The following is a 26,707-nucleotide window of genomic DNA, read 5'->3' as shown; positions in this document are numbered from 1 at the left end:
GTACCGGCTTAAGACCCCGTTAACCGGCTGCGCGCAAATCTGTCGTCATCGAACGAGCGGAGGCTTCAATGCGCGCACCCAGCAGCACCTCGACCCTGGTTTCCCGGATGATTGCGATGGCCGGCCAAGGCGACGAGGCGCCGGGCGTCGCGGAGATGAAGGAGCCCGCACACGTCAAGCGCATCGTCTGGGCCTCCCAGGCGGCCAAGCTGCGCGTGTCGCTGTCCGCCCGCTCCATCCACGAGATCGAAGCCGCCGTCACCGCCGACCTGGACAGCATGGAGCTGCCGGAAGTGTTCTTCACCTCCGTCGAGGTGGGCGGCCATGTGGTGACCTGCGACCTGGACGCCTCCGGCACCGCCTCCATCTTCGGGCTGATCGAGGCCCACGAATATGACGATCTGGTCGAAGAGGCCGGCGACGACGCCCTGTTCGGCGTCGATTGGGACGGCGTCTACATCACCCCGGCCCGCACGCGGCACTGAGCCCGGCGCCTCCGGTCCCAAAAGCCCCGCGTTCAAAAACGCCCCGCAGCCAGTCTGCGGGGCGTTTCGCGTTTCCCCATTCAGGATTTGCAAGCCGTCATGGGGCTCGCCGGGTGAGCTTCAGGGCGGCCGCTTCGCGCCGGTTCGGATCGTGTTCTTCTCTCGGCCGACAAGAGTCCGACGCCTCCATTCGCTTTTTTTCCCAACCCTACGAAATAGGCAGGGACGGCCGGCTCGCCCCGGGGGCGGGCATGCCGACCACCACATCGTCGCGGATCACCGGCAGTCCGGCCCGCCGGTCCTCCCAGGCGGCCAGGAAGGCGTCGATGCGGTCGGCCGGCAGCGGACGGCTGACGAAATAGCCCTGAATCAGGTCGCAGCCCATCAGCGACAGCACCTCCCACTGGGCCGTCTCCTCCACCCCTTCCGCCACCACGCTGTGCCTCAAATCGTGGGCGATGCGCGAGATGGACGACACCATGCTGCGGGCATCGGGCCGGCGGTGGACGTCGTCGATGAAGGCCTTGTCCAGCTTCAGCGTGTTGATCGGCAGCGTCCGCAGATAGGTCAGCGACGAATAGCCGGTGCCGAAATCGTCCAGCGCGATGTGGATGCCCGCCTTCCGCAGCGCGTTCAGCTTGCCGATGGCGGCATCGAGCGAGCCGATCATCTGCGACTCGGTGATTTCCAGTTCCAGCCGGTTCGCCGACAGGCCGGTGCGCTCCAGGATCTCCAGAACCCGCGGCACGAAATCATGCTGGGCCAGTTGGGCCGCCGACATGTTGACGCTCATCGTCACGTCGCCGGCCCCGCGGCAGGCCAGCCCCGCCGCCTCGATGCAGGCGGTTTCCAGCACCCACAGGCCGAGCGGGACGATCAGGCCGGAATCCTCGCAGACCGGAATGAAGCGGTCGGGCGACACCGGCCCCAGTTCTGAGTCGGTCCAGCGGATCAGCGCCTCGAAGCCGCGGAGCCGGCCGTCACGCGTCGCGACCTGCGGCTGGTAATGCACGGTGAAGGCCTGGCGGTCGAAGGCCAGCCGGGCCCGGCTGAGCAGCCGCATGCGCTCCACCACCTTCAGGTTCATGTCGGCGGTGAAGGTGCAGATGCGCCCGCGCCCGCTGTCCTTGGCCCGGTACATGGCGGTGTCGGCGTTCTGCAACAGATCGTCGAAGCAGCGGCCATCCCAGGGATAGCGGGCGATGCCGACGCTGCATGTCACGAAGAAATGCTGTCCCTCGACCAGGAAGGGGGCGGCGAACGCCTGTTCCAGCCGTTGCGCCACCTCCGCCGGCTCGCCGGCCTCGCCACCCTGGACAACCACCACGAACTCGTCGCCGCCCAGCCGCGCGATGAACAGCCCGTCTCCCGCACCCTTGCGGATGCGCAGCCCCAGCATCATCAGCAGCTCGTCGCCGGCCTTGTGGCCGAAACCGTCGTTGATGAACTTGAAATTGTCCATGTCGAGGAACAGCAGCGCCAGCGGCCCGGCTTTGCCGGATGCCCTGGTCTCGGCGATCAGCCTGTCGACATGCTGTTCCAGCGTCAGCCGGTTGGGCAGGCCGGTCAGGGAATCGTAATGGGCCAGATGGTCCAGCCACGCCTGCTGCCGCTTCTGCGCGGTGATGTCGGTGTAGGAGCCGCCCATCATCACCGGCTTTCCCCGCCCTGCCGTCCCGCCCTGCCCGTCCCCGTCGAACAGGATCTTGCCGGTGGCGTAGAGCCACAGGTAATTGCCGTCGCGGTGGCGGACCCGGTATTCCACCCGGTATTCCGGCAGTTCGCCCGACAGGTGGCGCTGCAGCGCCTCCTCCGCCAGCGGCCGGTCCTCGGGATGGATGCGGTCGAACCAGGCCGCGCGGGAATCGATGCTGGCGGCATCAACGCCCAGCAGTTCCTCGACCCGGCCGGACAGGACGCGGACATCGTTGACGATGTCCCAGGTCCAGATGATGTCGCGCGATGCCTCCGCCACCAGCCGCATCCACCGCCCCCGTTCGCGCAGCGCATTCTTGCTGGCGGTCAGCTCGACGACCTTGGCCTGCAACTGCCGACGCGACTCGGTCAGCGCCTCGTTGCTCCGCTGCAACGCCGCCTCGGTCTTCCGCCGGCTGCGCAGCGTGAGGGACAGCACCAGAACCATGCCGAACAGCAGCAGCAGCACGCTGCCGACCGTCACCACCAGCCAGCGGTAGGTCTCCATGAAGGAGAAGGGCTTGTCGACCAGCCGGTCGAGCGGCATCAGCTGCGCGGGATCGATCCCGTAGCGCTGCATCTGGCCGTAATCGGCGGCCCGGATGACCGACTGGCGTTGCTCCGCCGGCAGGCCGGCGATGGACGCGCCGTTCACCAGGGCGGCGGCCAGCCGACCGACCGCGCGGCCATGCTCCTGCCCGCTCAGCAGGCTGCCGCCGGCGATGCCGTGGCCCAGCAGGAATTCCTGCAAGCCGTAGATCGGCACGCTGCTCCTCTCGCTCATCAGCTCCAGGAACTGCTCGGGCGGCAGGACCAGGCCTTCCGGGTCGGCGGCATAGGTGCCCAGCAGCACCGCGCTGTCCGGCGGCAGGGCGGCCAGCCGCTCCTCCAGCCGGGCGAAGGGCAGCGCCGGCAGGGTCTGCCGCTCCACCCCGGCGGGGAAGCGGCCGGCGGCGACCAGCGCCTCGATCTCGGCATCCAGCCCGAGGCCCGTCTCGGTGTCGTCATGCAGGATGAACAGGCGTTGCAACCGCGGATTGGCGGTCATCGCCATGCGCACGGTGCCCTCGATGTCCTTGGCCTCGTCGACGCCGACGACATTGGCCTCCCGCTCGGTCAGCCGCCGCGCCGAAATCGGCAGCACGCCGCCATGGACCAGCGGCACCGGCCCATAGATCTCCTGCCGCAAGTCCAGGGCGAAGGACAGCGCGGCATCGTCGGTGGAGACGATGGCGTCGACGGTGCCCTTGGGGTGGCGGTAGGCGATCAGCGCCCGCAGCCGCTCGACCCCGGCGGGGTCTGGAAAGCGCTTCCAGTCCAGGTAATAGGGGATCGCCAGCGCATTGGGTGCCGCCGAGGCCAGCATGTCGGAGATGCCGTCCGCCTGTCCGTCGGTCCACTCGTAGCCCTGATGGTAGGAGTGCAGGACCAGCACCGTCCGGTTGGGCGGCGTCGCCCGGCCGCCCGCCGGCACCGACAGGGTCGCCAACAGAAGCAGCCCCAACAGCAGGACACCGCTGCGCATCCGTATGGAGGACCAGATGACGCTCCGTCCGGTCATGGGACACCCTTCGCTCGCTTGTCCGGCCGCCTCCCGATGGCCGCGTGTCGGGCAGGCTCGGGAGGCGTAAAGAGGTTTGGCCTTTCCTGACAAAAGGATAAGCAGCGCAGTCATTTCGGCGCCAGAGTCTTTTGCTAAGGACTTCCCCGGAATTCATGGTTAATTTTCCATAGGAGATTGGAGAAGTTACAAAATCCTCGCGCATGAGGCGCGTCCGATTATTTGCTTGATACCGCCTCTCGTTTTGCAGTGCAAACCGCGATGGGCGTTGGCTCTTCTCGCACCCGCACAATAAGCGCCAGGGACAGCGCGGATCCTTGCCGGCGGCCCTGAGTGCCGCAGGAGAGCACCGCCGCATCGTTGCGGAACAGAGGACAGTGCGCGGCTGTTGTCCCGGCTGCACCCCGCCTTTTCCTCCTCTTCGGGAGCCCCGCCCGTGTCCGCTGCCTCCACCCAGCCCACCCCCCGGCGCAATGCCAGGCCACTGGCCTATACGCCGTCGGTCGAAAACCCGGGTCCCGATGAAGCGCAGGTCTTCAACGATCTGGCCGAGACGATGCTGTCGATCAGCGCCAAGACCTTCGAGGACAGCGGCCATGCCAACCGCAGCGTCCATGCCAAGAGCCATGGGCTGCTGATCGGCCGGCTGGATGTGCTGGACGACCTGCCGGCCGAACTGGCCCAGGGACTGTTCGCGAAGGCGGAGAGCTATCCGGTGATCCTGCGGCTGTCGACGACGCCGGGCGACATCCTGCCCGACAGCGTCTCGACACCGCGCGGTCTGGCGGTGAAGGTGCTGGGCGTGTCCGGCGAGCGGCTGCCGGGGTCGGAGGGCGAGGCCACGCAGGATTTCGTCATGGCCAACGCCCCTGCCTTCTCGGCTCCCGATGCCAGGCAGTTCCTGTTGACGCTGAAGCTGCTGGCCGCCACCACCGACCGGGCGGAAACCGCGAAAAAGGTGCTTTCGGCTGGCCTGCGCGTCGCCGAACGGGTGGTGGAGGCCTTCGGCGGCGAAAGCGCGACGCTGAAGACGCTGGGCGGCCACCCGGAAACCCACATCCTGGGTGAAACCTTCTACAGCCAGGCTGCATTGCGCCATGGCGACCACATCGCCAAGCTGTCGATCGTGCCGGTCTCGCCGAACCTGACCGCGCTTGCCGACGCGCCGCTGGACCTCAACGGCAAGCCGAACGGCATTCGCGAGGCGGTGACGGAGTTCTTCCGCGACCACGAGGCCGTCTGGGAACTGCGCGCCCAACTGCGCACCGACGAGGAGCGCATGCCGGTGGAGGATGCCAGCGTGGTGTGGCCGGAGGATCTGAGCCCCTACCGCACCATCGCCCGCATCACCGTGCCGCCTCAGACGGCCTGGAGCGAGGAACGGTCGCGCTCCGGCGACGACCGGCTGGCCTTCAGCCCCTGGCATGGGCTGGCGGCGCACCGGCCGCTGGGCTCGATCATGCGCGCCCGGCGCCTCGCCTACGGCCGCTCCGCCGAATTCCGCATGGAACGGAACGGCTGCCCGATGCACGAGCCGGAGGCGGGCTACCGGCTGCCGGGGTAAGGCCAAAGGGTCGGAGACAGGGTTGGGGCCTCAACCGGCCCCTCACCCTCATTGCAGGCTGCGCTGCATCTCCTCGAAGGTGCGGGAGAAGCCGTTCAGCGGGAAATCGATGTCGCGCTTGCCCAGGCGGGAGTTGACGCGCACCAGGATGGTCGAGCCGTTGCGGAACTGGTCGGCGACGCGGCCGGACACGAAGTTCGGGAACATGCACATGTTCAGCGTCGCCACATGCGATTCGATGCGCGGCTGGCGGTCGACGCGGATGGCGCAGCGGTCGATCAGACCCTGGCTGGTGGTCAGGAACAGGTGGAAGTCGTTGCCGGTCGGAATGATGCTGAGCGCGATGAAGCCGACATCCTTCCCGTCGTCGAACAGGCGGTAGATCATCAGCCGGCAGGTCTTGCTGTCGGTCATCCGGTCGATGTCGCACTGGTTGGTCCAGGCGCCCTCCGGCCCGAAGTCCGCCGCGGCCTTGGAGACGTCGACCGCGGCGGCGGGCTTGGCGGCGAGCAGGGTCCCGGCCAGCCCCAGGGCCAATGCTCCAGCAGCCGCAACCGCCCTGAACCCGCCCCACAGACCCTTTGCACGCATAGCCCCAGCCCCCGCCATCGTTCGTATTAACACGGAATGCGCCATGATAACCGGCAGCGGCGGGGGTGCAAGGCACGAGATGCCGCGCATGGGACCGGTCAACGGCCTTCCGCGCGGCAGGGGGCGATCAGATGCGGCCTTCCTCGAAGTCACGGAAGGCCTGCATCACCTCCTCCCGCGTGTTCATGACGAAGGGGCCGCCCCAGGCGATGGGCTCGCCGATCGGCTCGCCGGCCAGCAGCAGGAAGCGCGCGCCCTCCGGCCCGGCGACCGCCTCCACCCGCTCGCCGTCGCCCAGGACGATCACCCGCGGCCCGGAAAGCGAAGCTTCGCCACCCACCGTCAGCGTGCCCTCGAACAGCACCAGGAAGGCGGTGTGCCCGGCCGGCAGCGGCTCGGCGAAGGACACCGATGGCGGCAGCGCCACGTCGAAATAGCGGGCGTCGGTCGCCTCGGCCCGCACCGGGCCCGCCGTGCCGCGGGCGGTGTCGCCGGCGATGACGGTGACGGTCGCCCCGTCCTCGCGCCGCTCCACCGGGATGGAGGCGGCCGGGAACTCCTGATAGCGCGGCTCGGTCATCTTCAGCCGGGCCGGCAGGTTGATCCACAGCTGGAAGCCGCGCATCAGCCCTTCGGTCTGCTCCGGCATCTCCGAATGGATCAGGCCGCGGCCGGCGGTCATCCACTGCACGCCGCCGGTCTCGATCACGCCCTCATGCCCGTGGTTGTCGGCATGGCGCATGCGGCCGGCCAGCATGTAGGTCACCGTCTCGAACCCGCGGTGGGGATGGTCGGGGAAGCCGGCGAGATAGTCGGTCGGCTGGTCGGACCCGAACAGGTCGAGCATCAGGAAGGGGTCGAGCGTGCGCAGGCGCGGCGAGCCCAGCATGCGGGTCATGCTGACCCCGGCGCCGTCGGAGGTGGCCATGCCCTCCACGGCGGCGAGCACCGGACGGACACCGGGGGCGGCTGGCTTGGCAGACATGGCGGCAACTCCTGAGCGGACACAATGACGATGCACCAGAGGTAGTCCGCCGCAGCCCCGCCGTGAAGCCGGCCCGCCCGCGTCACAGCGTTCCGCTCCGCGCAACAATCGAAACGAAAAAGGCCGCCGGAGAACCGGCGGCCTTTCGCAAGAGACCCGTGGGAAAGGGATGTTCTTAGTGGATGCTCTCGCCGTGCAGGGCGAGGTCGAGACCGTCGCGCTCCACATCTTCCTCGACGCGCAGGCCCATGACCACATCGACGACCTTCAGCAGGACGAAGGTGGCGACGGCGCACCAGACCATGGTGTAGAGGACGCCCTGGACCTGGATCCAGACGGCGGCGGCGTTGCCTTCCAGCAGGCCCAGCGTGGCCTTCGGGTCGGCCTGGAGGACCGCGGCGAAGCCGCCTTCGCTGTTGGACACCGACATCTTGGCGAACACGCCGGTCAGGATGGCGCCGATCAGGCCGCCGACGCCGTGCACGCCGAAGGCGTCCAGGCTGTCGTCATAGCCCAGCATGTGCTTGAGGCTGGTGGCCGACCAGAAGCAGACCACGCCGGCGACGATGCCGATGACGATGGCGCCCGTCGGGTCGACGAAGCCGGCGGCCGGGGTCACCGCGACCAGGCCGGCGACGGCGCCGGAGATGATGCCGAGGATCGACGGCTTGCCCTTGACGATCCACTCCGCGAACAGCCAGCCCATGGCGGCACCGGCGGTGGCGATGTGCGTGGCGGCCAGCGCCATGCCGGCGCGCGGACCGGCGGTCAGGGCCGAACCGGCGTTGAAGCCGAACCAGCCAACCCACAGCAGCGAGGCGCCGATCAGCGACAGCACCAGGTTGTGCGGCATGAAGGCTTCCTTCGGATAGCCCTTGCGCTTGCCGATCACCAGTGCTGCGACCAGGCCGGCGACGCCAGCGTTGATGTGCACGACCGTGCCGCCGGCAAAGTCCAGCACGCCCAGGCCGAACAGGAAGCCCGACGGGTACCAGACCCAGTGGGCGATCGGCGCATAGACCACGATCGACCACAGCGCGGTGAAGACCAGCAGGGAGGAGAACTTCATGCGGTCGGCGAAGGCGCCGGTGATCAGGGCCGGGGTGATGATCGCGAAGGTCATCTGGAACATCATGAAGACCGGCTCGGGGATCGTCGTCGGGACGCCCGACCCCGTCGCCTCGCCCAGCACGAAGGCCTTCGTGAAGTCGAGCCCGTTGAGGAACAGCCGGTCGAGACCGCCGACATAGGCACCGGTGCCGGTGAAGGCCAGGCTGTAGCCGATGACGTACCACAGGACGCTGATCAGGCAGGTGATGGCGAAGCTCTGCATCACCGTCGCCAGCACGTTCATCTTGCGGACCATGCCGCCGTAGAACAGCGCCAGGCCGGGGATGGTCATCATCAGCACCAGCGCGGTGGAGATGAGCATCCAGGCGGTGTCGCCGCCATTCAGCGCCGGAGCCGCCGGTGCGGCAGCAGCGGCGGCAGCCGCAGCCGCGGCAGCGGCGGCAGCCGCCGGATCCTGGGCAAGGGCTGCGGCCGGCATGCCGACCGCGCCCAGAGCAACCGCCATCATCGGTGCGGCCATAAGGAACAGACGGTTCATCGAGGCTCCTCTTTCTCCAAAATCGCTCCCACCCCCTTACGGCCGGCGCGGCACCGGAGGTGTTCCGCGCTCAGGGCACCGCACTGGGGCGACCCCGTCCCGGTCGCCCCGTCCCCGGCAAAGACGGGGCGGCGGACGGGACCAAGGACGTCTCCAGCGTTACAAGAAGCGTGCCAGTTGAAAACGGCTTGGAATCGTCAGGGTTGTCCTGACGCGGGACCCCCGAACGGGCACCCTCCTACGAGTCGCACCCGGTGTTTGCACAGGAAACAGGCAGATTTCGGAACCGACATTTCGCCGCAAATTCCGGGCTTTCGACCGAACGGCAGGGCCGGCAGCCCGATTTCGCTCCGCTTTACCCCGGCATTTTGGCTGCCATTCCGGCAGATGATGAAAATTTGGGCACGCCATGGCCCGAAAGCCGCCCATTGCGGCGGCATCGCGGCGGTGCCAGACCAAGACCCTACCTCTTCCCTCCAGTCCGTTCGGCGGAGTAGGGCATACGCCCCCCGTTCCTCCTAGGACCGCGAAGAGGTATTGCGGCGGGTAAGCCGATGCGACCCGTCCGCCGCGCCTATTGGACATGGCGGCGAGATGTGGCACCGTCAACGCCTCCATATGGAATGGCCGCAGCCGAGCGGCCGCAAGAATAAGGCAAAGGGGGTAACGGCCATGCTCGACAAACGGGATCTGCGCCTCGCACCGCGACGTGCGGTGGCGCTGGTGCTGGCCGGGGGACGCGGAAGCCGTCTGAAGCAGCTGACCGACCGACGGGCCAAGCCGGCCACCTATTTCGGCGGCAAGTACCGCATCATCGACTTCGCGCTGTCCAACTGCGTCAACTCCGGCTTCCGCCGCATCGGCGTGCTGACGCAGTACAAGTCTCACAGCCTTCTGCGCCATCTCCAGCGCGGCTGGAACGTCTTCCGTGGCGAGATGAACGAGTTCTGCGACCTGCTGCCGGCCCAGCAGCGCGTCAGCGAGACCGAGTGGTACCAGGGCACCGCCGACGCCGTGTACCAGAACCTCGACATCCTGCGCGACCACGAGCCGGAATATGTCCTGATCCTGGCCGGCGACCACATCTACAAGATGGATTACGGCGCGCTGCTGCTCGACCACATCGACCGCAAGGCCGACGTGACCGTTCCCTGCATCGCCGTCCCGCGCGAACAGGCGACCGGCTTCGGCGTGATGCACATCGACGAGGAGCGCCGCATCATCGACTTCGTCGAGAAGCCGGCCGACCCGCCGCCGATGCCGGGCCGTCCCGACATGGCGCTGGCCAGCATGGGCATCTACGTCTTCAACGCCCAGTTCCTCTATGAGCAGTTGGAGCGCGACGTCGCCACCCCCGGCTCCAGCCGCGATTTCGGCAAGGACATCATCCCGCATCTGGTGAAGACCGGCGCCCGCATCATCGCCCACGACTATGCCGACAGCGCCATCATCGACGCGCCGGACGACGCCCCCTACTGGCGCGACGTCGGCACCATCGACGCCTATTGGGAAGCCAACCTCGACCTCTGCCACGTCACGCCGCAGTTGAACATGTACAACCGCGACTGGCCGATCTTCACCTATCAGGAACAGCTTCCCCCCGCCAAATTCGTCTTCGACGACGAGAACCGGCGCGGCACGGCGATCGACAGCCTCGTGTCGGGCGGCTGCATCATCTCCGGCTCCACCGTGCGCCGCTCGCTGCTGTTCAGCTCGGTCCGCGTCAACTCCTACAGCGAGCTGTACGAGGCGGTGGTCCTGCCGGAATGCGACATCGGCCGCCATTGCCGCCTGAAGAAGGTGGTGATCGACCGCGGCGTCAGCATCCCCAACGGCCTCGTCGTCGGCGAGGACGCGGAGCTGGACGCCAGGCGCTTCCACCGCAGCGAGGGCGGCGTCGTCCTGATCACCCGCGAGATGATCGAGAAGCTGCCGAAGGAGTAAGGCGGCATTTCGCCGCCCTCCCCTGCCCCATGGCCCGCGCTGATGCGGTCCGGCTCCCCACCGGCCCCGCATCGGCGCTATACCATGTCCACACCCTCCCGCCTTTCACCCCTCCCGCCTATCGCCGAGTGCCTTCCCGATGCGCGTCCTCTACGTCACGTCCGAATGCTACCCGATGGTCAAGACGGGGGGGCTGGCGGACGTGTCCGCCGCCCTGCCGCCGGCCCTGATCGCCGCCGGCGCCGATGTCCGCCTGCTGCTGCCGGGCTATCCCGCCGTTCTGAACAGCCTGCAGAACCTGCATGAGGTCGGCGACCTGATCACCGACCTGCCCGGCTGCGACCGCGCCCAGCTGTGCATCGGCCGCACCGCCGACGGGGTTCTCGCCTATGCGCTGAAGGCGCCGTCGCTGTACGACCGTCCCGGCAACCCCTATCTCGGGCCGGACGGCAAGGACTGGGCCGACAACGCCCTGCGCTTCGCAGCCCTCGCCTGGGTCGCCGCCGGCTTCGCGGCGGAGACCTCCTACGATCCCTGGTGGCGGCCCGACATCCTGCACGGCCATGACTGGCAGGCGGCGCTGATCCCCGCGTATCTGACCCTGCGCCCCGACCGTTTCGCCGGCCCCTTCCGGCCGGGCACGGTGCTGACCATCCACAACATCGCCTATCAGGGCCTGTTCGGCCCCTGGATGATGGGCGACCTCGGCCTGCCCTCCTCCAGCTTCCGCGTCGATGGGGTCGAGTATTACGGCAACATCAGCTTCCTGAAGGCCGGTTGCTACTATGCCGACCGCCTGACCACGGTCAGCCCGACCTACGCCAACGAGATCCAGACGGCCGAGCACGGCACCGGTCTGCAGGGCCTGCTCGCCACCCGGTCCGACGTGCTGACCGGCATCCTGAACGGCGTCGATTACGCGGTCTGGGATCCGGCGACCGACCCGCATCTGCCCGCCCGCTACACCCCCGACGATCTCGGCGGTAAGGACGCCTGCAAGGCCGATCTGCAATCCGCCTTCGGCCTGGACCGCCGCCCCGACGCGCCCTTGGCCGCCGTGGTCAGCCGCCTGACCTGGCACAAGGGCCTCGATCTGGTGCTGGAGGCCGCCGGCCAATGGGTGTCCTGGGGCGGCCAGCTGGTGGTTCTGGGCAGCGGCGACGCCTCCAGCGAGGCCGGTTTCCGCCAGCTTGCCCAGTGGCATCCGCAGTCCATCGGCGTCCGCATCGGCTATGACGAGCCGCTGTCCCACCGCATCCAGGCCGGTGCCGACCTGTTCCTGGTGCCGTCACGCTCGGAGCCCTGCGGCCTGACCCAGCTCTACGCCCTGAAATACGGCACCCTGCCGCTGGTCCGCCGCACCGGCGGCCTCGCCGACACGGTGATCGACGCCAACCCGGCCGCCAGCGCCGACGGCAGCGCGACGGGCTTCCAGTTCGTCAACGCGACCGGCCAGGAACTGGTGTGGGCACTGCGCCGGGCGATGAGCGTCTACCGCAAGCCCGACCGCTGGCAGGCGATGCAGCGCCGCGCCATGACGCGGGACTTCGGCTGGCACGGGCCGGCGGAGGAGTACATGGAGCTGTATCGGGGGCTTGGAGGGCGGTAAGAGGCGGGCCGGCCCGCTACCCGTTTGCCTGGGGATCGCCCACGGGAGGCGGTCCCTTTTGATGATGCCCGAGACCAGCACCGCGCCTGCATCCGACCCTGGCTTATATCATTTTACGATATACAATGATGCCATATTGAAGCATATATCGGTGAGAGATATATGGTTGATGAAGCGGTTGAGCGCCTTCTCGGATGTCACCGGCGGCGCTACTGGCTGGAGAATGGGTGGAGCCTGCGGTTTCGCCTCTGGCGAACGCCGGTCACCGCGGAGAAGCCCCACGGCATGCGCTATTCGCTGACCCTGCACGATGTGGACGGCACCCGCCTGATGGGCTTCGACAACGCGCATGGAGTCGGCCGGGAAACCCGCTTCGACCATGAGCACCGTTATGGCCGTATGGCCGATCCAGTTCCCTACGCCTTCACCGGAGCGGACGCACTGCTGAGCGATTTCTTCGCAGCCACGGAGCGCGCCTGCCGGACGGCGGGCGTCGCGCTGACCATCGCGATGGAGGACACCGAGGATGACGACCAAGGGTACGCCTCCGGTGAGGGCCACCTTGGCAAAACAGGGTCTGACGTTTGAGTTTTGCGTTGCGCGTCATCGCGCTGACGCAAACGAGTTGCAAACGTCATGGCTTACCAGCGTATCGAGGTTTTGACGGGCCGGGAACGGCGGCGGCGCTACGCGCCGGCGGAGAAGGTGCGGATGGTGGAGGAGGCGTTCCGGCCCGGCGTGGTGGTGACGGAGGCGGCCCGTCGGTTGGGCGTGCACGAAAGCCTGCTGTATCGCTGGCGGGACCTGATGAAGGTCGGCGGGACCTCCGTGGCCGAACCGCCCAGCTTCGTCGCGGTGACCATCACGCCGGAGCCGAGCGTCACGGAACCGCCGGTCGTGGCCCCCTCTGAGCCATTGCCGCTTCCGGCCACGCCGACCACGCGCCCGGCGGTTCTCGAGGTTATCCTGCCCAGCGGGGCACGCCTGCGTCTGGAAGGGCCAGTTGACCCGACCTTGGCGGCGGCCGTCATCGGTGCCCTGGCATGATCCCGGTGCCGAGTGGCGTGCGGGTGTGGCTGGCCAGCGGGCACACAGACATGCGCAAGGGGTGGGCGAGCTTGGCGCTGCTGGTGCAGGAACGCTTCGCCCAAGACCCGCACAGCGGTCATCTCTTCATCTTCCGCGGACGCCGGGGTGATCTGGTGAAGATCATCTGGTATGACGGCCAGGGCAGTTGCCTGTTCATGAAGAGGCTGGAGCGGGGCCGGTTCATCTGGCCGACGCCGGCGGATGGCGCGGTGTCGATCTCGGTCGGGCAGATGGGCTATCTGCTCGAGGGCATCGACTGGCGCAACCCGCAGAAGACTTGGCGCCCCGAGACCGCAGGGTGACTGCGACACGGTGAATCGACGCACCGGTTCAGGGGTGATTGCGGCGGCTCAACGGCACGTTTCCAGGTAAACTGGCGCCATGACCGCCGCCCCGCCCGACGATATTGCCAGCCTGCGCGCCGCCTTGGCGCAGGCCGAGGCGCGGGCGGACGCGGCGGAAGCCGAAGCGGCGCGGGCCAAGGCGATGGCGTCAAATACCGAGGCGCTGATCGCCAGCCTGAAGCTGGAAATCGAGAAGCTCCGGCGCGAGCTCTACGGCACGCGTTCCGAGCGCAAGGCGCGCCTGCTGGACCAGTTGGAGTTCCAGCTCGAAGAACTGGAAGCGACGGCCAGCGAGGACGAGTTGGCGGCCGAGCAGGCCGCTGCCCGAACGACCGCGGTGGCGGCCTTCACCCGCAAGCGGCCGTCGCGCCAGCCCTTTCCCGACCACCTGCCGCGCGAGCGCGTCGTTGTGGCGGCTCCGGTGAGCTGCCCGTGCTGCGGCTCGGACAAGCTGTGCAAGCTGGGCGAGACGATCACCGAGACGCTGGAGGTGATCCCGCGCCAATGGAAGGTGATCCAGACGGTGCGCGAGCGGTTCTCCTGCCGGGCCTGCGAGACGATCAGCCAGCCGCCGGCGCCTTTCCACACCACCCCGCGGGGCTGGGCCGGCCCCCACCTGCTGGCCACCCTCCTGTTCGAGAAGTTCGGCCAGCATCAGCCGCTGAACCGGCAGGCCGAACGCTTCGCGCGCGAGGGTGTGCCGCTCAGCCTGTCCACCCTGGCCGACCAGGTGGGCACCGCCGCCGCGGTGCTGAAGCCGCTGCACGACCTGATCGCCGCGCATGTGATGGCGGCGGATCGCCTGCATGGCGACGACACGCCGGTGCCCGTGCTGGCCAAGGGCAAGACCGACACCGGGCGGCTGTGGGTGTATGTGCGCGATGACCGGCCGTTCGCCGGCCAAGCCCCACCGGCAGCGCTGTTCCACTATTCGCGAGACCGCAAGGGCGAGCATCCCGAACGGCATCTGGCCGGCTTCACGGGCTGGCTGCAGGCCGATGCGTTCGCCGGCTACAACCGGCTGTACGAACCCGATCGCCGGCCGGGGCCGATCCGCTACGTGCTGTGCTGGGCGCATGCCCGGCGCGGCTTCTTCAAGCTGGCCGACATCGCCGCGAATACCAAACGCGGCAAGGACGCCCCGCCAATCTCACCGTTGGCGCTGGAAGCCGTGAAGCGCATCGACGCCCTCTTCGATCTCGAGCGCACCTTGAACGGCAAGCCGGCAGCCGAGCGGCTGGCAGCCCGCCGGGAGCACGGCATCACCCTGGTAGCCGCGCTGGAGGACTGGATGCGGACGGAACGCGCCCGACTCTCCCGCCATGCCCCAGTGGCCAAAGCGATGGACTACATGCTGACCCGCTGGGACGGCTTCACCCGCTTCCTCGGCGACGGCCAACTGTGCCTGACCAACAATGCCGCCGAACGCGGCCTGCGCGGGATTGCCCTCGGGAGGAAAGCGTGGCTGTTCTGCGGATCCGATCGCGGCGGACAGCGGGCGGCGATCATGTACGGCCTGATCACCACGGCGAAGCTCAACGACGTAGACCCCCAGGCATGGCTCGCCGATGTGCTGGCGCGCATCAACGACATCCCTCAAACCCGCCTGCACGAACTCCTCCCCTGGGAATGGAAAGCAATCCGTGAGCAGACGAAAGCTACCTGACCGCGGCACTCAGCGGATGCTTACGCTTAAACTTCACTCAATTTAAATGATACGACGAGCCCTGGCTTTCCCTCAGCAGACCGACAAATGAGCGTCAGGTTTTGCGGTCGGGCTCTAACCGCAGAATCATCCGGCGCGCGGTCGCCGCGTGCCACTTCCGGCCAGAGGGCACGACAAGAGCAAAGATCTCACCTATAGACGCCTCCCTCTGATCAGGCGATCACCGCCTCGGCGGCCGAAGCCTGAGTGGCTGCCGACGACTGCTCAAAACGGAATCCAGATTCAACAGGCCAGATCAGCGTGATGGCCTCCGCGGCTGCCAGCCGCCGTAGATCGGAGCGCGGTTCCGACGGTAGCAGAATGGCGCACTCGGGGGCGTCGAGGAAGCGGCGGTAGTCGGCGAGCTGGCCAATGGCCATGCGGATGGCACCGCGTTCGGTGGAGCCCTTAGCCTCCACCAATAGGTTGGTGGTTTTGTCGTATAGGTCAGTGAGGATAGGCTTGGCCTCACCCTCAGGCAGGAGTTTCAGGCGCACCACAGTGTGGCTTTGACTGCGCAGATGATCCCGCAAGGCCAGCACCAACTTGGCTTCGCGGCGCTCCATCTCATACGGCTCACGAGCGGGATCAACGAAGGCCTTTTCGGTCCATTGCTCCTCCACCGGCACTTCTTCCACGGGGGCGGGGCCAATACCGGCGAGCTTGTTGCTCGCAGGAGCGGGCTCGATATCCTTCGGCCGCAGACGAAATACGATCACGGTGCGGATCGGCCCCCCTCCAGTTTCCGGGGCGTCGGTGATGTAGGAAGGGCGCTCGGTGTCGACCTCAAACTCACCCAGGTACGTCACGGTGCCGCGCGCGCCTTGAAAGACCCGTAGCGCGCGACCTTCCTCCTTGTGACGCAGGATGCTGGCGTTGCCCGACTTCATCTGCTGATCGCCGCGCTGCCCTTCCCCCGTGTAGTGGAAGCACCCATCCGGCATCCAGCCATCAACGTAGCCATGCTGCTCGCCGGAGATAGGGTCAGAGAAGATGAGTACGTTCGGGCTCGACTTGGAAGGACCAATACCGCCCTGCGTCCGTCCACCATAGATGTCCTGCAGCACCTTGCGCTCGATCCGCTCGCCGGGACGCAGGGACCACTCGGGGATCTTGCTATCCTTCGCCATCACACCCTCCATCTCTCACATAGCATTTTTTCTGATATAGAAATCGTATACCGAAAATCGATATCCGATTCAAGCATCGTTATGTGATACTCGTTCTGTTTGGTGACCAGTTGGAGGGAATTTGCATCTGAGTTCCGGTATAGTTCTGTTCTCAGGAGCCAAAGAGGCGCGCGCCTAGCCTTGAGACCCTTTATGTATTAACAATCTTTACGATTGACGGTGGTCGTAGGCCTAGTTACACTCTCCATTGTAAAGACTCTCCATGCTAAGAGCGTCTTTTGGAAGGCCGAAGGAGGGCCCTATGGACGACGTAACCCTGCAAAAGACCATTCGCCTCCCCCTCGCCGTGGCCGTGGCCGTGGCTCGTGAAGCCAAGGAGTATGGCTTTGAGGAGGCGGATTACCTCGCCCACCTCATCGCCCAGGCGGTCACTCCCACCCTCCACAACATCAACCCCGACGCCGCCAAGCAGGTCGAGGCAGAAGCCGCCATCAAGATGAAGGCGATCGACCTCGCGCGCGAGCTGTGTCCCGCCGGCGCCCCCGCCGCCGCCTTCGCTGACGTCACCCTGCGCGTCTTTCAGCGCATTCGCACAGACCCTGCCCTGCAGAGCATCTATCTGCAGGCCATCGGCAACCGCCCTGGCGATGAGCGGGGCAACCCCTTGAAGGCGCGCCTCAACCGCACTCTCGGAGCTTCCATCAAAACCGCAGTCGACGGACGGCCGCAGAAGGTCGGCGGCAACCCGGTGAAGATCCAGGTATCCGGCGAGTACATCTTCTCCTTCACCCCGCTCGAACCGTCCTCCGACGCGCAATGATCCGGAGAACTTCCGGTTTCGGCTGCCGGCCTCTAGCAGGGCAAATTGCAAAATAGTGGTATCTGTAGCTTGTATTGCGCAAAATTTTGGATATAATTTCCATGTTAGCGCAACGCTGGAGCATGTTATGGAAGCCGCCCTGCTGAAAGTCCGCCTGCTCCAGACCCTGCCCCGCGATCTAATCATTGACCTCTACGACATGGGTGTCGCCGAAGCTCGCAAGGCCTTCGAGATGGTGCGGGACCACTCGGGGCTGAGCGGACGATCGGCCCGGGAGCTGATTGGCCAAGCGCGCTTCCGAATGCAGGAGCACGGTTTTCGCAGCGCCTGCCTGCTGCACGGGGGGGTGCCGCTCGAGGGTGACGTCATTCCGCAGAACGGCCTGAAGGTGTTCCAACCCTTTATGCGCTTTCAGGGGCCGGAGAACGGCATCATCTTCGGCTTGGCGGCGATGCCGGAAAAAGGAAAGATCCCGACCAAAAACATGTCTCGCCTGGCCGGCGTGACACTGAACTGGTTTTTGACTCCCCGGCTGGACCTTGACGGCACAGGTCCAAAGATTGGTGACCTGTTCGTCCTCTTCCTCATCGCCCGGGATCCGGCGGATGCGGGGGGGATTCAAGAGGTCGCGGTGGGCATTGTCGACTCCGCCTATCAGGAGTACGTGCTCTACCTTCCCATTGAGGATTTTCTGGCCGGTTATGCCGATCTGCCTGGAAACCCTGTTTCCCCGGACGACGAACCGCCGGCCGCCCCGTCCAGCGGTTCGCTGGTCCGCCTCAAGCGGCGCCCGAAACCTTTTATTGTGCCTGAGGCCCCCGACCATTCGAATGCTAATGAAGAAGACGGCCGCGCGGGCTAAAACCGCGCCACGCTATCGGGGAAGGGCGGCCGTCACCCGGCGGTTGCCCATAAGAGGGTTTGGTCATGAGAATGGGAACACCAGGGTTCATTCCCGGCCGCCTGACGGAGGCGCGGGAGGCGCTACGGATTCCAAGCATGTCCGCACTCGCCCGGCGGCTTGGGGTGAATGCCAGCAGCGTCTCACGCTGGGAGGACGGCACGTCATCCCCAGATCCCGACGCGTTGCAGCAGTTGGCAGCCGAGTTGCGGGTGCGCCCAGAATTCTTCCTGCGCCCGCAGATCACAAGCGCACGGCCGGTGTTCTTCCGCTCGCTGTCGAGCGCCTACGTCCGCGATCTCGCGTACCAGCGGGTCCAGATGCGCTGGTTGCAGGAGGTCAGCGCCACGGTGCAGCATTACGTGGATTTGCCTGCTGTCGACATCCCCGACGTTCTTGGCAGCAGCAGCTACCGCCAGCTCCGTGATGAGGACATCGAACGGATTGCCCTGGATCTGCGCCGGTACTGGAAGATTGGCGAAGGGCCGTGCGTTGACGTCGTTGCTCTTATGGAGCGCGTTGGCTTTGTCATCGGTTCAATTGAGATGGGCACCGCGAAGCTCGATGGGCTCTGCGGCTGGTCCTTAGCGGATGACAGACCGCATGTTCTGCTGGCCACAGACAAGATGGCCTTTGCACGTCGACAGATGGACGCAGCCCACGAAATGGCTCATGCGCTTCTGCACAAGCATGTAACCGAAGAGCAGTTGCGAACTGATCTCAAGCACATCGAAACCCAAGCATTCCGGCTAGCAAGTGCCTTCCTTCTGCCCTCTACCACCTTCCCTCTTGAGGTGCGGGTACCCAGCCTAGCAGCGCTGGTGACGCTGAAGGAGCGCTGGCGTGTCTCCATTAAGGCGCAGATCAAACGGTTGGCGGATCTGAATTTGATTTCTGAGGACCAAGCTCCCCACCTCTACAAACTCTATTCCGCCAAAGGATGGTCGAAGGAAGAGCCGCTAGACCGCGGACGCTGGGAGTTGCAGCAGCCGCACGTGTTGGCTGATGCCCTCAACCTCATCGTCGATGCTGGTGTACGCAGCAAGGCCGACCTACTCGCTGTCGAGTTCACAATTTCGGCCGGCGACGTTGAGAACCTCTGCAATCTTCCGCCTGGCTGGTTTAGTCGAGATCGGGCTGAAGTGGTGCAACTCACTCCTCGCTTTGCGGAGAGGCCGGTACAAAGCACAGAGTCGGGTGCTGTAGTTCCTTTCCCGAACCGATCCCGATAAGCCACTGACGTCACATTTCTGCTGTGCAGATGGTCATGTCCCAGCTTCCCATCACAAGCTGGGACAAAGGCCAACGTCATTCCTTGATAACCCGTACCACCCACTCCGGCTTTGTGCGGAAATCAACCACTTCGATCCGCCCCGAGGGGTATTCCCGCTTCAACAGCTCCGGCGGAATGTCCTCCTCCCAATAGGTGATGGGACGGCCGGCAGCCAGATGGGAGCGGGCTTCCTCGCCGTCGTCAGAGGCGATCTCGGCGTCGAAGTCCTCCATGAACGCCTCCTCCTCCTTCTCGGACATAAACTCAAGGTTCTCGAGGCTCAGCGCCTTGCTCATGGTCCGGCTCCTGGTCAGCTAAGGTCGTTCAGGTCTACGCGTAGAGCGGCGGCGATGCGCTTAAGAACGTCAACCGATCCGGTCCGCACCCCGCTCTCGATCTGCGAAACATAAGACTGCTTGAGGCCAGCGGCCTGGGCGAGCTGGCTCTGCGTCATACCGCGGTGCTCGCGGAACACCTTCACCGGGTGCTCCCCGTCCAACAGGCGCCCGGCCACCTCATCGGGAAAGGTCTCGGGAGCCGCCTCCTTGTAGGCGTCGTAGGCCTGGAGCGCTGCGGCTTCGTCGGCGGCCTCCAGCAGGCGCTCATACTCGGCGATGGGCAGCACAGCGAACATCGGCCTGCCCTGGCTGTCACGGAGGATCTGCGCCGGATTGACCATCGATTCCCCTCTCGCTCCACCGTCGATCACGATCACCGCCTCGTCCTCGATGGCAGAGACGACCCGCCAGTCTCCGACGCCAAGCTGGTGGCTGTCGCATCCTTGCCGTGTCTGTCCGTTCTGAACAGCGGCGGGCTTCGTTGCCACCTCCTGCATCGTCTGACGGATCACGGCCGCAATGGGGCGCGGCATCTGGCGCAAAACCATCAAGGAAGCCGGCGTATATCCAATCCGAAGCATAGCAAAATTATAGCATTTTGCTATAGCAGCAGCAACGGAAGCGGCACAGGATACGCCAGATCATGGTTGGCCTGCTCCCCTGGTAGACGACCCATGTGCCCCATGCTGGAGCCAACACTACAGGCGGAGCCTGTCCGCCTCGCAGAGCAGGACGCCGTTGAGCCGCAGGCGAATAAGGCGGTGATGTGGGCCAACGGGGCCCACATCACCCATCCTGCCCGCCAAAACCGTGAAAATTTCTGCAACTTTCCGCAACTTCCTGCAACAAAGTGAAAATTCATGCAACTCACTGATATGTCTTGCAGATTGGGCTCGCTGCCCATGCGATAGGCTGATTTGGACATCAGGGAGCGACGCCCCCTCAGATCCGAATGCGCTCGACCTCGTCCAGGCTGACCCGGTCCCCGCGGCGGTCGTAGAGCTGGGTGGTGCGGGTGGAGGCGTGGTTGGCCATAACGGCGGCAGTTTCCAGCGTGCCGCCGTTGGCCAGGTAGGCGGTGATCCCGGTGGCGCGGAAGCTGTGGCAGCCGAGCGGCGTTTCGATGCCGGCGGCGGCGGCCCGCCGGCGCACCATGGCGTGGGCGCTCGCTTGCGGCAGCGGGCGCTCGGACAGCCGGCCAGTGCCGCGGCCGATCGTGCGGAACAGCGGCCCCTTGGGGTCGTCGCGCAACCCGCTGCCGTCCAGGTAGGCCACCAGATAGTCTTCGAGCGTGTGATGGCAGGGCAGCGCGTGGACCTTGCCGCCCTTCTCGCGCAGCCGCACCCACAGCCGGCGGCTCTGGGGATAAACGTCCTCCACCCGCATCGCCAGGGCGGCACCGACCCGGGCGAAGCTGTAGACCATCAGCCCGATCAGCGCGCGGTCACGCAGGCCGATCACCGTCCCGACATCGATGCTGTCGAGCAACGCCCGCGCCTCGGCCGGATCCAGAACCGGGGTTTTGCCCACCCGCACGACATGCCGGGGTCCCCGCACCGAAGCCGCCGGGCTCACCGCCACCACCTGGCCCACCACCAGCCAGTCGAACAGATGCCGCACTGCCGCCAAGCGCTGCTTGGCCGTTGGGGCCGTGTGGCTGCGCGTCAGTCCCTCGATCCAGGTCGCGACGTGCAACGGCTGCACCGCGGTAAGCGCCGGCACCCCGGCGGACTCGCACCAGGCCAGGAAGTCGCCGACCGCGTGGGCGTAGGCCCGGCGGGTGTGCGCGTTGCGGATGGTCGCCGTGAAGAACTCCAGGAAGCGGATGCTGGCCCGCTCACCGGCAGCCGCGACCAGCACGGGGAGCGGTGGCGCAGACGTCGATACCAGGGTGTTGGTCATGCCCGCGCCTTCCGGTCCTTCACCGCGCGGATCCCCGCGACCATTCCCGCCAGCATGCCGCAGAGGAACGCAATGCAGCGGCGAAGCCGGGTGGCTGTACGCTCCGTCCCGAATTCGTCCAGTGCTTCTGGGTCCTCAAACGCCCGCAGAAACTCGGCTATGAGCTGATCCACCTGGGGGTGCTCCAGGTGGTGGGCCAGTCTGTTCCGTAGGGTGTTCAGCGTGAGGGCAGCCTCCAGCGGCAAAGGTGCCTCTCCATTAGGCAGAAGAGCCTGGGCCAAGCAGATGCGGTCGTGCAGCCTGATCTGAGTGGGGGAGAACACAGCTGGGTTCGGCAGCAGGCCTGTGACCAGTTCGTTCACCAGCTCCTCCATCAGCAGATGCCCCTTCAAGACCAGCAGAGTCGTGTCCTGCGAGCGTGGAAGAAGCTTCCGGAACCGGTCCTCGTAGCCGTCGATGTTCACCGTGGAGCGCGCCATGCACGTGGCCCTCTGGTATGCGTGATAAAGGACATTATCACAGATAAAGGGAGGGGGGCCCACACCGCCGCCTCTTCCCGGTGGTCGTTACGGACGGATGGCCGACGCGAGCTTTGCCAAGTCCAACTCGCCCTCAGCGCCCCAGCCGGCCGTGCCAACCTTCACCTCCGGTCCAGCTTCGCCTTCGAAGTCGGCCACGGGCATGATGATTTCGTTATGGCACTGGCGGCTGCGGGCGTCGTCTCCCTTCGCCCCCATCCGTCTCATTGAGGTCCGAGACGTCCTGCCGGGGGCAATCCGCCCCCTCGAAAAGCCAGCAAAACCGTGCCCCGCACCGCCTCCGTGAGGAGCCTCATTAGGGCCTGCCAGCCAATTGCCCTGCGTTCCATCGAGAGGTTCAGGCGGCGGGCCTCCATCGCAAAACGGGCACCGGCGCAAATGATGGTCGCAGCTATTCGCACCGTAATGCCTCTGGCAACCACTACACTCCAGCTCCCAAATGCGGGCAAAGCGATGTGTCGCGCTACGCAGGCAGGTCTTCCGAATAACCCATTGCTCGAAGCGCCGAGGCGGTCGTCTTTTCGCCATGATCACACCTTTCTCCAGGCAACAAAAAAGCCGCGCGGCGCGAACGCCGGCGGCTGATCCTTCGAGGAAAACACAAGCCTTATACGCTGCCACGACGGGGCTCCGCGACCACCACCAGGTCCGATTACAGCACTGAAGCAGGCGCCTGAATGGACAATATGCGCCGGCTGCATCAATCTGATGTGATGCTTAGGACTCCCCCGTTGTCCACTCAAAGTAGTCATCAATCATGGCCTTGACCTTTCTAAGGGTCTCATCTCCATTTCCGCCGTTCACTTCACGAAGGATATCATCTGACTCTTCATCAAGAGAGCTTAATGACTCAATAATAGCGCCAAGCTTACTTGCCTTCTTGAATACGCGAACGCGATCCCACTGATTTATTGGAAGATCTTCTGGGAAATGGCCCAATCCTCTATTGTTGAGATCACGAGATATCTGCCTCGCAACGTGCACTCCAAGCTTAGCTACATTATAGCAATCGCGCAGACTTCGCATGTTGCACGAAACAACCCCGTTATTTTCATCAATGAGATTATCTAATTCTTCGTATGTGGAAAACTCGACCATCGTCATCTCCATACGTACATGGCGCGATGATCATATCTGCAAAAATACGCCTAAATACATAGGATAATAAAGAAATAATTATGATTATTTGCCTAAGCTTTTAGGTTTATATGTGTTAATAGAGATCTGCGCGATGGCACCAGTCTGCAGGACGGAATGCACGTCATTGCGGCGGTAAACCTCGGCGAAGCTGGAACGGAGGGTATCGCCGACGCCGTATGGTTTGCCCACCGTGAGCAGGTTTGCCTTGAGCGCGCCGAGCCGACGCTGCGCCCGGACGAGACTGACAAGGCATTCGAAGCCCGCCACAATGCTTGGGCAAGCCGCTTCGCGAATGCCTACAACATCGTGGAACTGCATATCGCTAAGCAGCGCCACGGTCTAACTGGCGTGCAGCGCTTCAGCTTCGATACGCAGTACGGCACGTGGGCGATCTCGACGTTGGATACGGCAGCCCCGCTACATCCCCGCTACCGAATGCGGAGGCTGCCAAGTAGATTTGTCAGCGCACCCCACGCTTCTGGTAGTTCCTATGGCCAAACTGAGGAGAGCGCGATAGGTGTTAGGCTCGGCTTTGCGCATTGCAGGACATCCGTCCGCTCTGGGACGGTGGTCATCAGGCCAAGCGGAGTGCGGGATTGTCGCGATCTACGGGGCGTAGCAGACGGATTCGATGAGGCGGCGCAGGAGCGGAGGGGCGGTTTTCATCATGTCGGTGTTTTCGGGCGACATGGCGAAGGCCTGTTCGAACCACAGATGCTGGCGCAGACGGGCCAACGCATCGGCGAAGGTCGGCGCCGGCTTGGGGTACCACAGGGCGCGCCGCGGCGACAGCGCCAGCCGGTCGGCATGTTGGTGCACGTACAACGTGATCAGTGAATACAGCCCGAACAGCAGCGGCGTCGTGCGGAAAATCGCCGGATCGGTCCACTGGCGCTGCGTCGCGATCCCGATGTGGGCGCGACTTTCTTCGTAAGTGGTTTCCATGGACCAGCGACGATTGAACCATTCCAGCACCGTGCGCGGGGGCACCGTTGGCTCGGTGCACAGGAAGGCCTCCGGCCCGCGCCGGCCGTCGGGATAGCGGACCAGCACCCACAGGATGGGCACGACCGGCTTGCCCGCGTGATACCACAGCGCCGTGCCGCTGGCGTACTCGATCCAGCCACCGCTACGCCATTGGGTGCGGCTGGCCTGGACGGCGCGCCGCCACACCGTTGCCGGGTCGCTCAGCCGAGCGCGCAAGCTCGGTTGCCGGGATCCTTTGACCGCCGGACGGCCATAGTGTTGCTCGGCCGGCGGGGGATTGAACAGGCTGGCGTCCAAGCGCAAGCGCGTGACGACGATCATCGACGGGCTCAGCGCATCGAGCAGGTCCAGCGCGGCGAACCCGCCGTCCATGACGGCGACCAGCAGCCGGTCCGGCAGCCAGCGGTGCAGCCGGCGCGCGCCCAGTCGTTGACCGACCGGTAATGCCGTCCGTGCTCCTGGCACCAGGAGCGGCTGGGGGTCAGCGCGGTGAGCACCGGCAGGCCCCAGATGCGGCCGGCAAACGGCACCTTGACCAGCAGCATGGCGGTTAGCCAGCGTAGTCCGGGGCTGGTGACCCGTCTCTTCTTGGACGACCGCACCGCGTCGTAATACTGGCTGGCCGGGCGGATGCACGGGCCGCGCCGACGCTCCAGAGTGTGGTCGATGCCGATGACGACCGGTCCGTCCGGCACGAAGGCGCCGACCAGAGCGTGCAGCAGCGTGCGCACCAAGACCAGCCCTGACCAGGCGTTGCGGTTGAGCACGCGGTGAAACGTTGCGAACCCGGCCTCATCGGCCAAACCGAGGACGCGCAGCGCATTGGCGACCGTGCGCGGGCCGACCGACAGCACGGCGCCGACGGTGAGTGCCGCCACCGTGGCGCGGGTGCGTCCGGAGAAGGCCTCCAGGTACGGCCACAGCCACGCGACGAAGCTCTTGGGGAGAACAACGGGACGCACCATGGTACCCCTCTGGGGGCGCCGGATGTTTGGCGACCCAACAAACTTGTGCGCGCGTGATCGCGATGCCCACGACCGACCCCGTCCTGGCGCGGATTGCCACCTATCCCTGGCCGCGCGGCGGCCTCACCGTCCGCCAGAACAACCACGGCTACTCACTGTTCAGCGCCCGCACCGGCGCGCCAGTTGCCCGCTTGCGGCCACTGGGCGAGACCAACCGCGTCGAAGTTCTGTGGTGGCGGCGCGAGGCCTGGAGACCGGCTGGACCCTTCGGAGCGGTGTTCGACCTCGATGAAGCTCTCGCCTTCATCGCCGATGAACCGGCCTTCTGGATCCGGGCGTGAGGGAAGGAATGCCGTCCCAGATCGCGCAAAGCCGAGCCTAACGCCTATCGCGCTCTCCTCCGATTCAGAGGGACGGTCTCGTCGGGAAGTGAGTATCGTTGTGGCCCGGCTCACAGGCGGGGCAAGCGGGCTTGGGTAGGGTCTGGTCATTGAGACACACCGGGGTCAGCGAGCCCCGCCAATCCAGGAGACCGCCCCATGTTCCGCACCTCCCTCCTCGCCGGCTTCACTACCCTCGCCCTGCTGTCGGCTCCGGCCATGGCACAGAACGTGTCGAACATCTCCAACACCGCTGCTGGTGTGGGCAACGTCGCAGTGCAGGATGCTAGCACCTTCCAGCGCGGCGGCAGCGGTCCGAACTTCTCCAGCGTATCCAACTTGGCCGCTGGCGTTGGCAACACCGCTAGCCAAGCTGCCACCGTAATGCAGAAGTCCCGCGGCCCCTTCGCAGGCTCGAACGTCGCCAGCGTGTCAAATACCGCAGTCGGGATCGGCAACATGGCCGACCAGAGCGCCCTGGTGCGCCAACGGTCCGGCGGGCTGTTCTCCGGTGGCTCGTCCGCTACGGTCGGCAACACCGCGGCGGGCATTGGAAACACGGCGTCGCAGAGTGCGCTGGTGATGCAGCGGAGCAAGGGCCTGTTTGCCTCGGGCAACGCCGCCAATGTGCAGAACCTCTCCGCCGGCATTGGCAACTTCGCTGGTCAGGGGGCCCTTGTCCGCCAGCGTTGATCCTCAGACCGCCGCGGATCGCGATCTGAAGGAACACAACCCCGGCCGGGTCTCTCGGTCGGGGTTGTTGCCGTTGCACTCCGGATGAGCCGAATGGCCACTTAGTCAGGTAGCAACCTACCTAAGTCGGTAGGTCGGGACTCTGGTCATGCCCTAGAAAGCCACGGCTATAGTGATGAGGTTGGGCCGTATAAATGTCCGAATTCAGTGCCGCCGGTGTCTCCTAAAGAATCCTGAATCCTTGATTCCTAGAGGCCAGATTTCTCTTACATATCAATTAGCTGCAAGGCACCTTCGGACATTTCCACGGCCTCTAACGGACATTTCCACGGTCTCTAACGGACATTTCCACGGTCTCTAACGGACATTTCTACGGCCCTGGGCCCGGAATTCGGACGTTTACACGGGGCAGTGAATTCGGACATTTACACGGCATAATTCGGACTTGATCTCGGCGG

Annotated in this window: 26 protein-coding genes; 13 read left to right on the top strand and 13 right to left on the bottom strand. The window is 65.4% G+C overall.

From position 1 onward, the window contains the following. Window positions 1–68: 68 nt before the first annotated feature. Window positions 69–485 (top strand): hypothetical protein, encoded by a 417-nt coding sequence (locus GBZ48_RS10610; RefSeq protein WP_109448598.1) that lies wholly within the window; start codon window positions 69–71, stop codon window positions 483–485. A gap of 208 nt (window positions 486–693) precedes the next feature. Here the strand turns inward: GBZ48_RS10610 and GBZ48_RS10605 are convergent, their stop codons facing one another. Beyond that, window positions 694–3,741 carry an EAL domain-containing protein gene (locus GBZ48_RS10605; RefSeq protein WP_174471022.1) on the bottom strand — a complete coding sequence of 1,016 codons (3,048 nt, stop codon included), beginning with the start codon at window positions 3,739–3,741 and terminating at the stop codon, window positions 694–696. 436 nt (window positions 3,742–4,177) lie between these two features. Between GBZ48_RS10605 and GBZ48_RS10600 the strand changes: the two genes are divergently transcribed. Beyond that, window positions 4,178–5,305: a catalase family protein gene (locus GBZ48_RS10600; RefSeq protein WP_343049520.1), complete on the top strand. Its 1,128-nt coding sequence runs from the start codon at window positions 4,178–4,180 to the stop codon at window positions 5,303–5,305. 48 nt (window positions 5,306–5,353) lie between these two features. On the opposite strand, the gene GBZ48_RS10595 is transcribed toward GBZ48_RS10600, so the two are convergent. The 3 genes from GBZ48_RS10595 to GBZ48_RS10585 all read right to left on the bottom strand — a co-directional run bounded on the left by GBZ48_RS10595 (window position 5,354) and on the right by GBZ48_RS10585 (window position 8,490). Continuing rightward, on the bottom strand, window positions 5,354–5,896 hold the full coding sequence (locus GBZ48_RS10595) for an invasion associated locus B family protein (RefSeq protein ID WP_174471021.1): 543 nt from the start codon (window positions 5,894–5,896) through the stop codon (window positions 5,354–5,356). A 127-nt stretch (window positions 5,897–6,023) separates the two neighbouring features. Further along, window positions 6,024–6,881 (bottom strand): pirin family protein, encoded by an 858-nt coding sequence (locus GBZ48_RS10590; protein WP_174471020.1) that lies wholly within the window; start codon window positions 6,879–6,881, stop codon window positions 6,024–6,026. Window positions 6,882–7,056: 175 nt separating this feature from the next. Further along, a complete protein-coding gene (locus tag GBZ48_RS10585; protein ID WP_174471019.1) occupies window positions 7,057–8,490 on the bottom strand; it encodes an ammonium transporter in 1,434 nt (477 codons plus the stop codon). Window positions 8,491–9,162: 672 nt separating this feature from the next. On the opposite strand from GBZ48_RS10585, the gene glgC reads away from it, so the two are divergent. The 6 genes from glgC (at window position 9,163) to tnpC (ending at window position 15,142) form a co-directional block, all read left to right on the top strand. Next, a complete protein-coding gene (gene glgC, locus GBZ48_RS10580; RefSeq protein ID WP_174471018.1) occupies window positions 9,163–10,434 on the top strand; it encodes a glucose-1-phosphate adenylyltransferase in 1,272 nt (423 codons plus the stop codon). Window positions 10,435–10,573: 139 nt separating this feature from the next. Further along, window positions 10,574–12,043: a glycogen synthase GlgA gene (gene glgA, locus GBZ48_RS10575; protein WP_174471017.1), complete on the top strand. Its 1,470-nt coding sequence runs from the start codon at window positions 10,574–10,576 to the stop codon at window positions 12,041–12,043. 162 nt (window positions 12,044–12,205) lie between these two features. Then, window positions 12,206–12,631: a toxin-antitoxin system TumE family protein gene (locus tag GBZ48_RS10570; protein ID WP_174471016.1), complete on the top strand. Its 426-nt coding sequence runs from the start codon at window positions 12,206–12,208 to the stop codon at window positions 12,629–12,631. Between the two features lie 48 nt (window positions 12,632–12,679). Beyond that, window positions 12,680–13,090, top strand: coding sequence for an IS66-like element accessory protein TnpA (gene tnpA, locus GBZ48_RS10565; RefSeq protein WP_174471015.1), 411 nt, complete (start codon window positions 12,680–12,682; stop codon window positions 13,088–13,090). Beyond that, window positions 13,087–13,434: an IS66 family insertion sequence element accessory protein TnpB gene (tnpB, locus tag GBZ48_RS10560; RefSeq protein ID WP_174471014.1), complete on the top strand. Its 348-nt coding sequence runs from the start codon at window positions 13,087–13,089 to the stop codon at window positions 13,432–13,434. The genes tnpA and tnpB overlap by 4 nt, the downstream gene beginning before the upstream one ends. Window positions 13,435–13,513: 79 nt before the next feature. Beyond that, window positions 13,514–15,142 (top strand): IS66 family transposase, encoded by a 1,629-nt coding sequence (gene tnpC, locus GBZ48_RS10555; RefSeq protein WP_174471013.1) that lies wholly within the window; start codon window positions 13,514–13,516, stop codon window positions 15,140–15,142. Window positions 15,143–15,354: 212 nt separating this feature from the next. Here tnpC and GBZ48_RS10550 read toward each other — a convergent pair whose 3' ends face one another. Continuing rightward, complete coding sequence (locus GBZ48_RS10550) at window positions 15,355–16,311, bottom strand: SRA domain-containing endonuclease (protein ID WP_174471012.1); 957 nt, start codon at window positions 16,309–16,311, stop codon at window positions 15,355–15,357. A gap of 301 nt (window positions 16,312–16,612) precedes the next feature. Between GBZ48_RS10550 and GBZ48_RS10545 the strand changes: the two genes are divergently transcribed. From GBZ48_RS10545 to GBZ48_RS10535, 3 genes are all read left to right on the top strand, one after another. Beyond that, a complete protein-coding gene (locus GBZ48_RS10545) occupies window positions 16,613–17,131 on the top strand; it encodes a hypothetical protein (RefSeq protein ID WP_174471011.1) in 519 nt (172 codons plus the stop codon). Between the two features lie 127 nt (window positions 17,132–17,258). After that, on the top strand, window positions 17,259–17,993 hold the full coding sequence (locus tag GBZ48_RS10540; RefSeq protein ID WP_174471010.1) for a hypothetical protein: 735 nt from the start codon (window positions 17,259–17,261) through the stop codon (window positions 17,991–17,993). Between the two features lie 137 nt (window positions 17,994–18,130). Then, window positions 18,131–19,264 carry a helix-turn-helix domain-containing protein gene (locus GBZ48_RS10535; RefSeq protein WP_246307120.1) on the top strand — a complete coding sequence of 378 codons (1,134 nt, stop codon included), beginning with the start codon at window positions 18,131–18,133 and terminating at the stop codon, window positions 19,262–19,264. 76 nt (window positions 19,265–19,340) lie between these two features. Here the strand turns inward: GBZ48_RS10535 and GBZ48_RS10530 are convergent, their stop codons facing one another. The 8 genes from GBZ48_RS10530 to GBZ48_RS10495 all read right to left on the bottom strand — a co-directional run bounded on the left by GBZ48_RS10530 (window position 19,341) and on the right by GBZ48_RS10495 (window position 25,176). Continuing rightward, the gene (locus tag GBZ48_RS10530; RefSeq protein WP_209798161.1) at window positions 19,341–19,601 is read right to left on the bottom strand and encodes a hypothetical protein; all 261 of its coding nucleotides are present in this window, start codon (window positions 19,599–19,601) and stop codon (window positions 19,341–19,343) included. A 14-nt stretch (window positions 19,602–19,615) separates the two neighbouring features. Next, window positions 19,616–20,191 carry a helix-turn-helix domain-containing protein gene (locus GBZ48_RS36165; protein WP_246307119.1) on the bottom strand — a complete coding sequence of 192 codons (576 nt, stop codon included), beginning with the start codon at window positions 20,189–20,191 and terminating at the stop codon, window positions 19,616–19,618. A 394-nt stretch (window positions 20,192–20,585) separates the two neighbouring features. After that, complete coding sequence (locus tag GBZ48_RS10520) at window positions 20,586–21,545, bottom strand: tyrosine-type recombinase/integrase (RefSeq protein ID WP_174471008.1); 960 nt, start codon at window positions 21,543–21,545, stop codon at window positions 20,586–20,588. Then, window positions 21,542–22,024 carry a hypothetical protein gene (locus tag GBZ48_RS10515; protein WP_174471007.1) on the bottom strand — a complete coding sequence of 161 codons (483 nt, stop codon included), beginning with the start codon at window positions 22,022–22,024 and terminating at the stop codon, window positions 21,542–21,544. The genes GBZ48_RS10520 and GBZ48_RS10515 overlap by 4 nt, the downstream gene beginning before the upstream one ends. Window positions 22,025–22,801: 777 nt before the next feature. Continuing rightward, window positions 22,802–23,182 (bottom strand): hypothetical protein, encoded by a 381-nt coding sequence (locus tag GBZ48_RS10510; RefSeq protein WP_174471006.1) that lies wholly within the window; start codon window positions 23,180–23,182, stop codon window positions 22,802–22,804. 84 nt (window positions 23,183–23,266) lie between these two features. After that, window positions 23,267–23,560: a hypothetical protein gene (locus GBZ48_RS10505; protein WP_174471005.1), complete on the bottom strand. Its 294-nt coding sequence runs from the start codon at window positions 23,558–23,560 to the stop codon at window positions 23,267–23,269. 270 nt (window positions 23,561–23,830) lie between these two features. Further along, complete coding sequence (locus GBZ48_RS10500; RefSeq protein ID WP_174471004.1) at window positions 23,831–24,583, bottom strand: hypothetical protein; 753 nt, start codon at window positions 24,581–24,583, stop codon at window positions 23,831–23,833. After that, window positions 24,541–25,176, bottom strand: a complete 636-nt coding sequence (locus GBZ48_RS10495; protein ID WP_174471003.1) for a transposase — start codon at window positions 25,174–25,176, stop codon at window positions 24,541–24,543. Before GBZ48_RS10495 ends, GBZ48_RS10500 begins: the two co-directional genes overlap by 43 nt. A 62-nt stretch (window positions 25,177–25,238) precedes the next feature. On the opposite strand from GBZ48_RS10495, the gene GBZ48_RS10490 reads away from it, so the two are divergent. Beyond that, complete coding sequence (locus tag GBZ48_RS10490; protein WP_209798160.1) at window positions 25,239–25,517, top strand: hypothetical protein; 279 nt, start codon at window positions 25,239–25,241, stop codon at window positions 25,515–25,517. A gap of 198 nt (window positions 25,518–25,715) precedes the next feature. Next, window positions 25,716–26,249, top strand: a complete 534-nt coding sequence (locus GBZ48_RS10485; protein ID WP_174471002.1) for a hypothetical protein — start codon at window positions 25,716–25,718, stop codon at window positions 26,247–26,249. Window positions 26,250–26,707 lie beyond the last annotated feature (458 nt).

Source organism: Azospirillum melinis (genome assembly GCF_013340935.1).
Classification (GTDB): Bacteria; Pseudomonadota; Alphaproteobacteria; order Azospirillales; family Azospirillaceae; genus Azospirillum; species Azospirillum melinis.
Note: the sequence above shows the minus strand (reverse complement) of the source record. Positions and strands in the feature narration are given on the sequence as shown.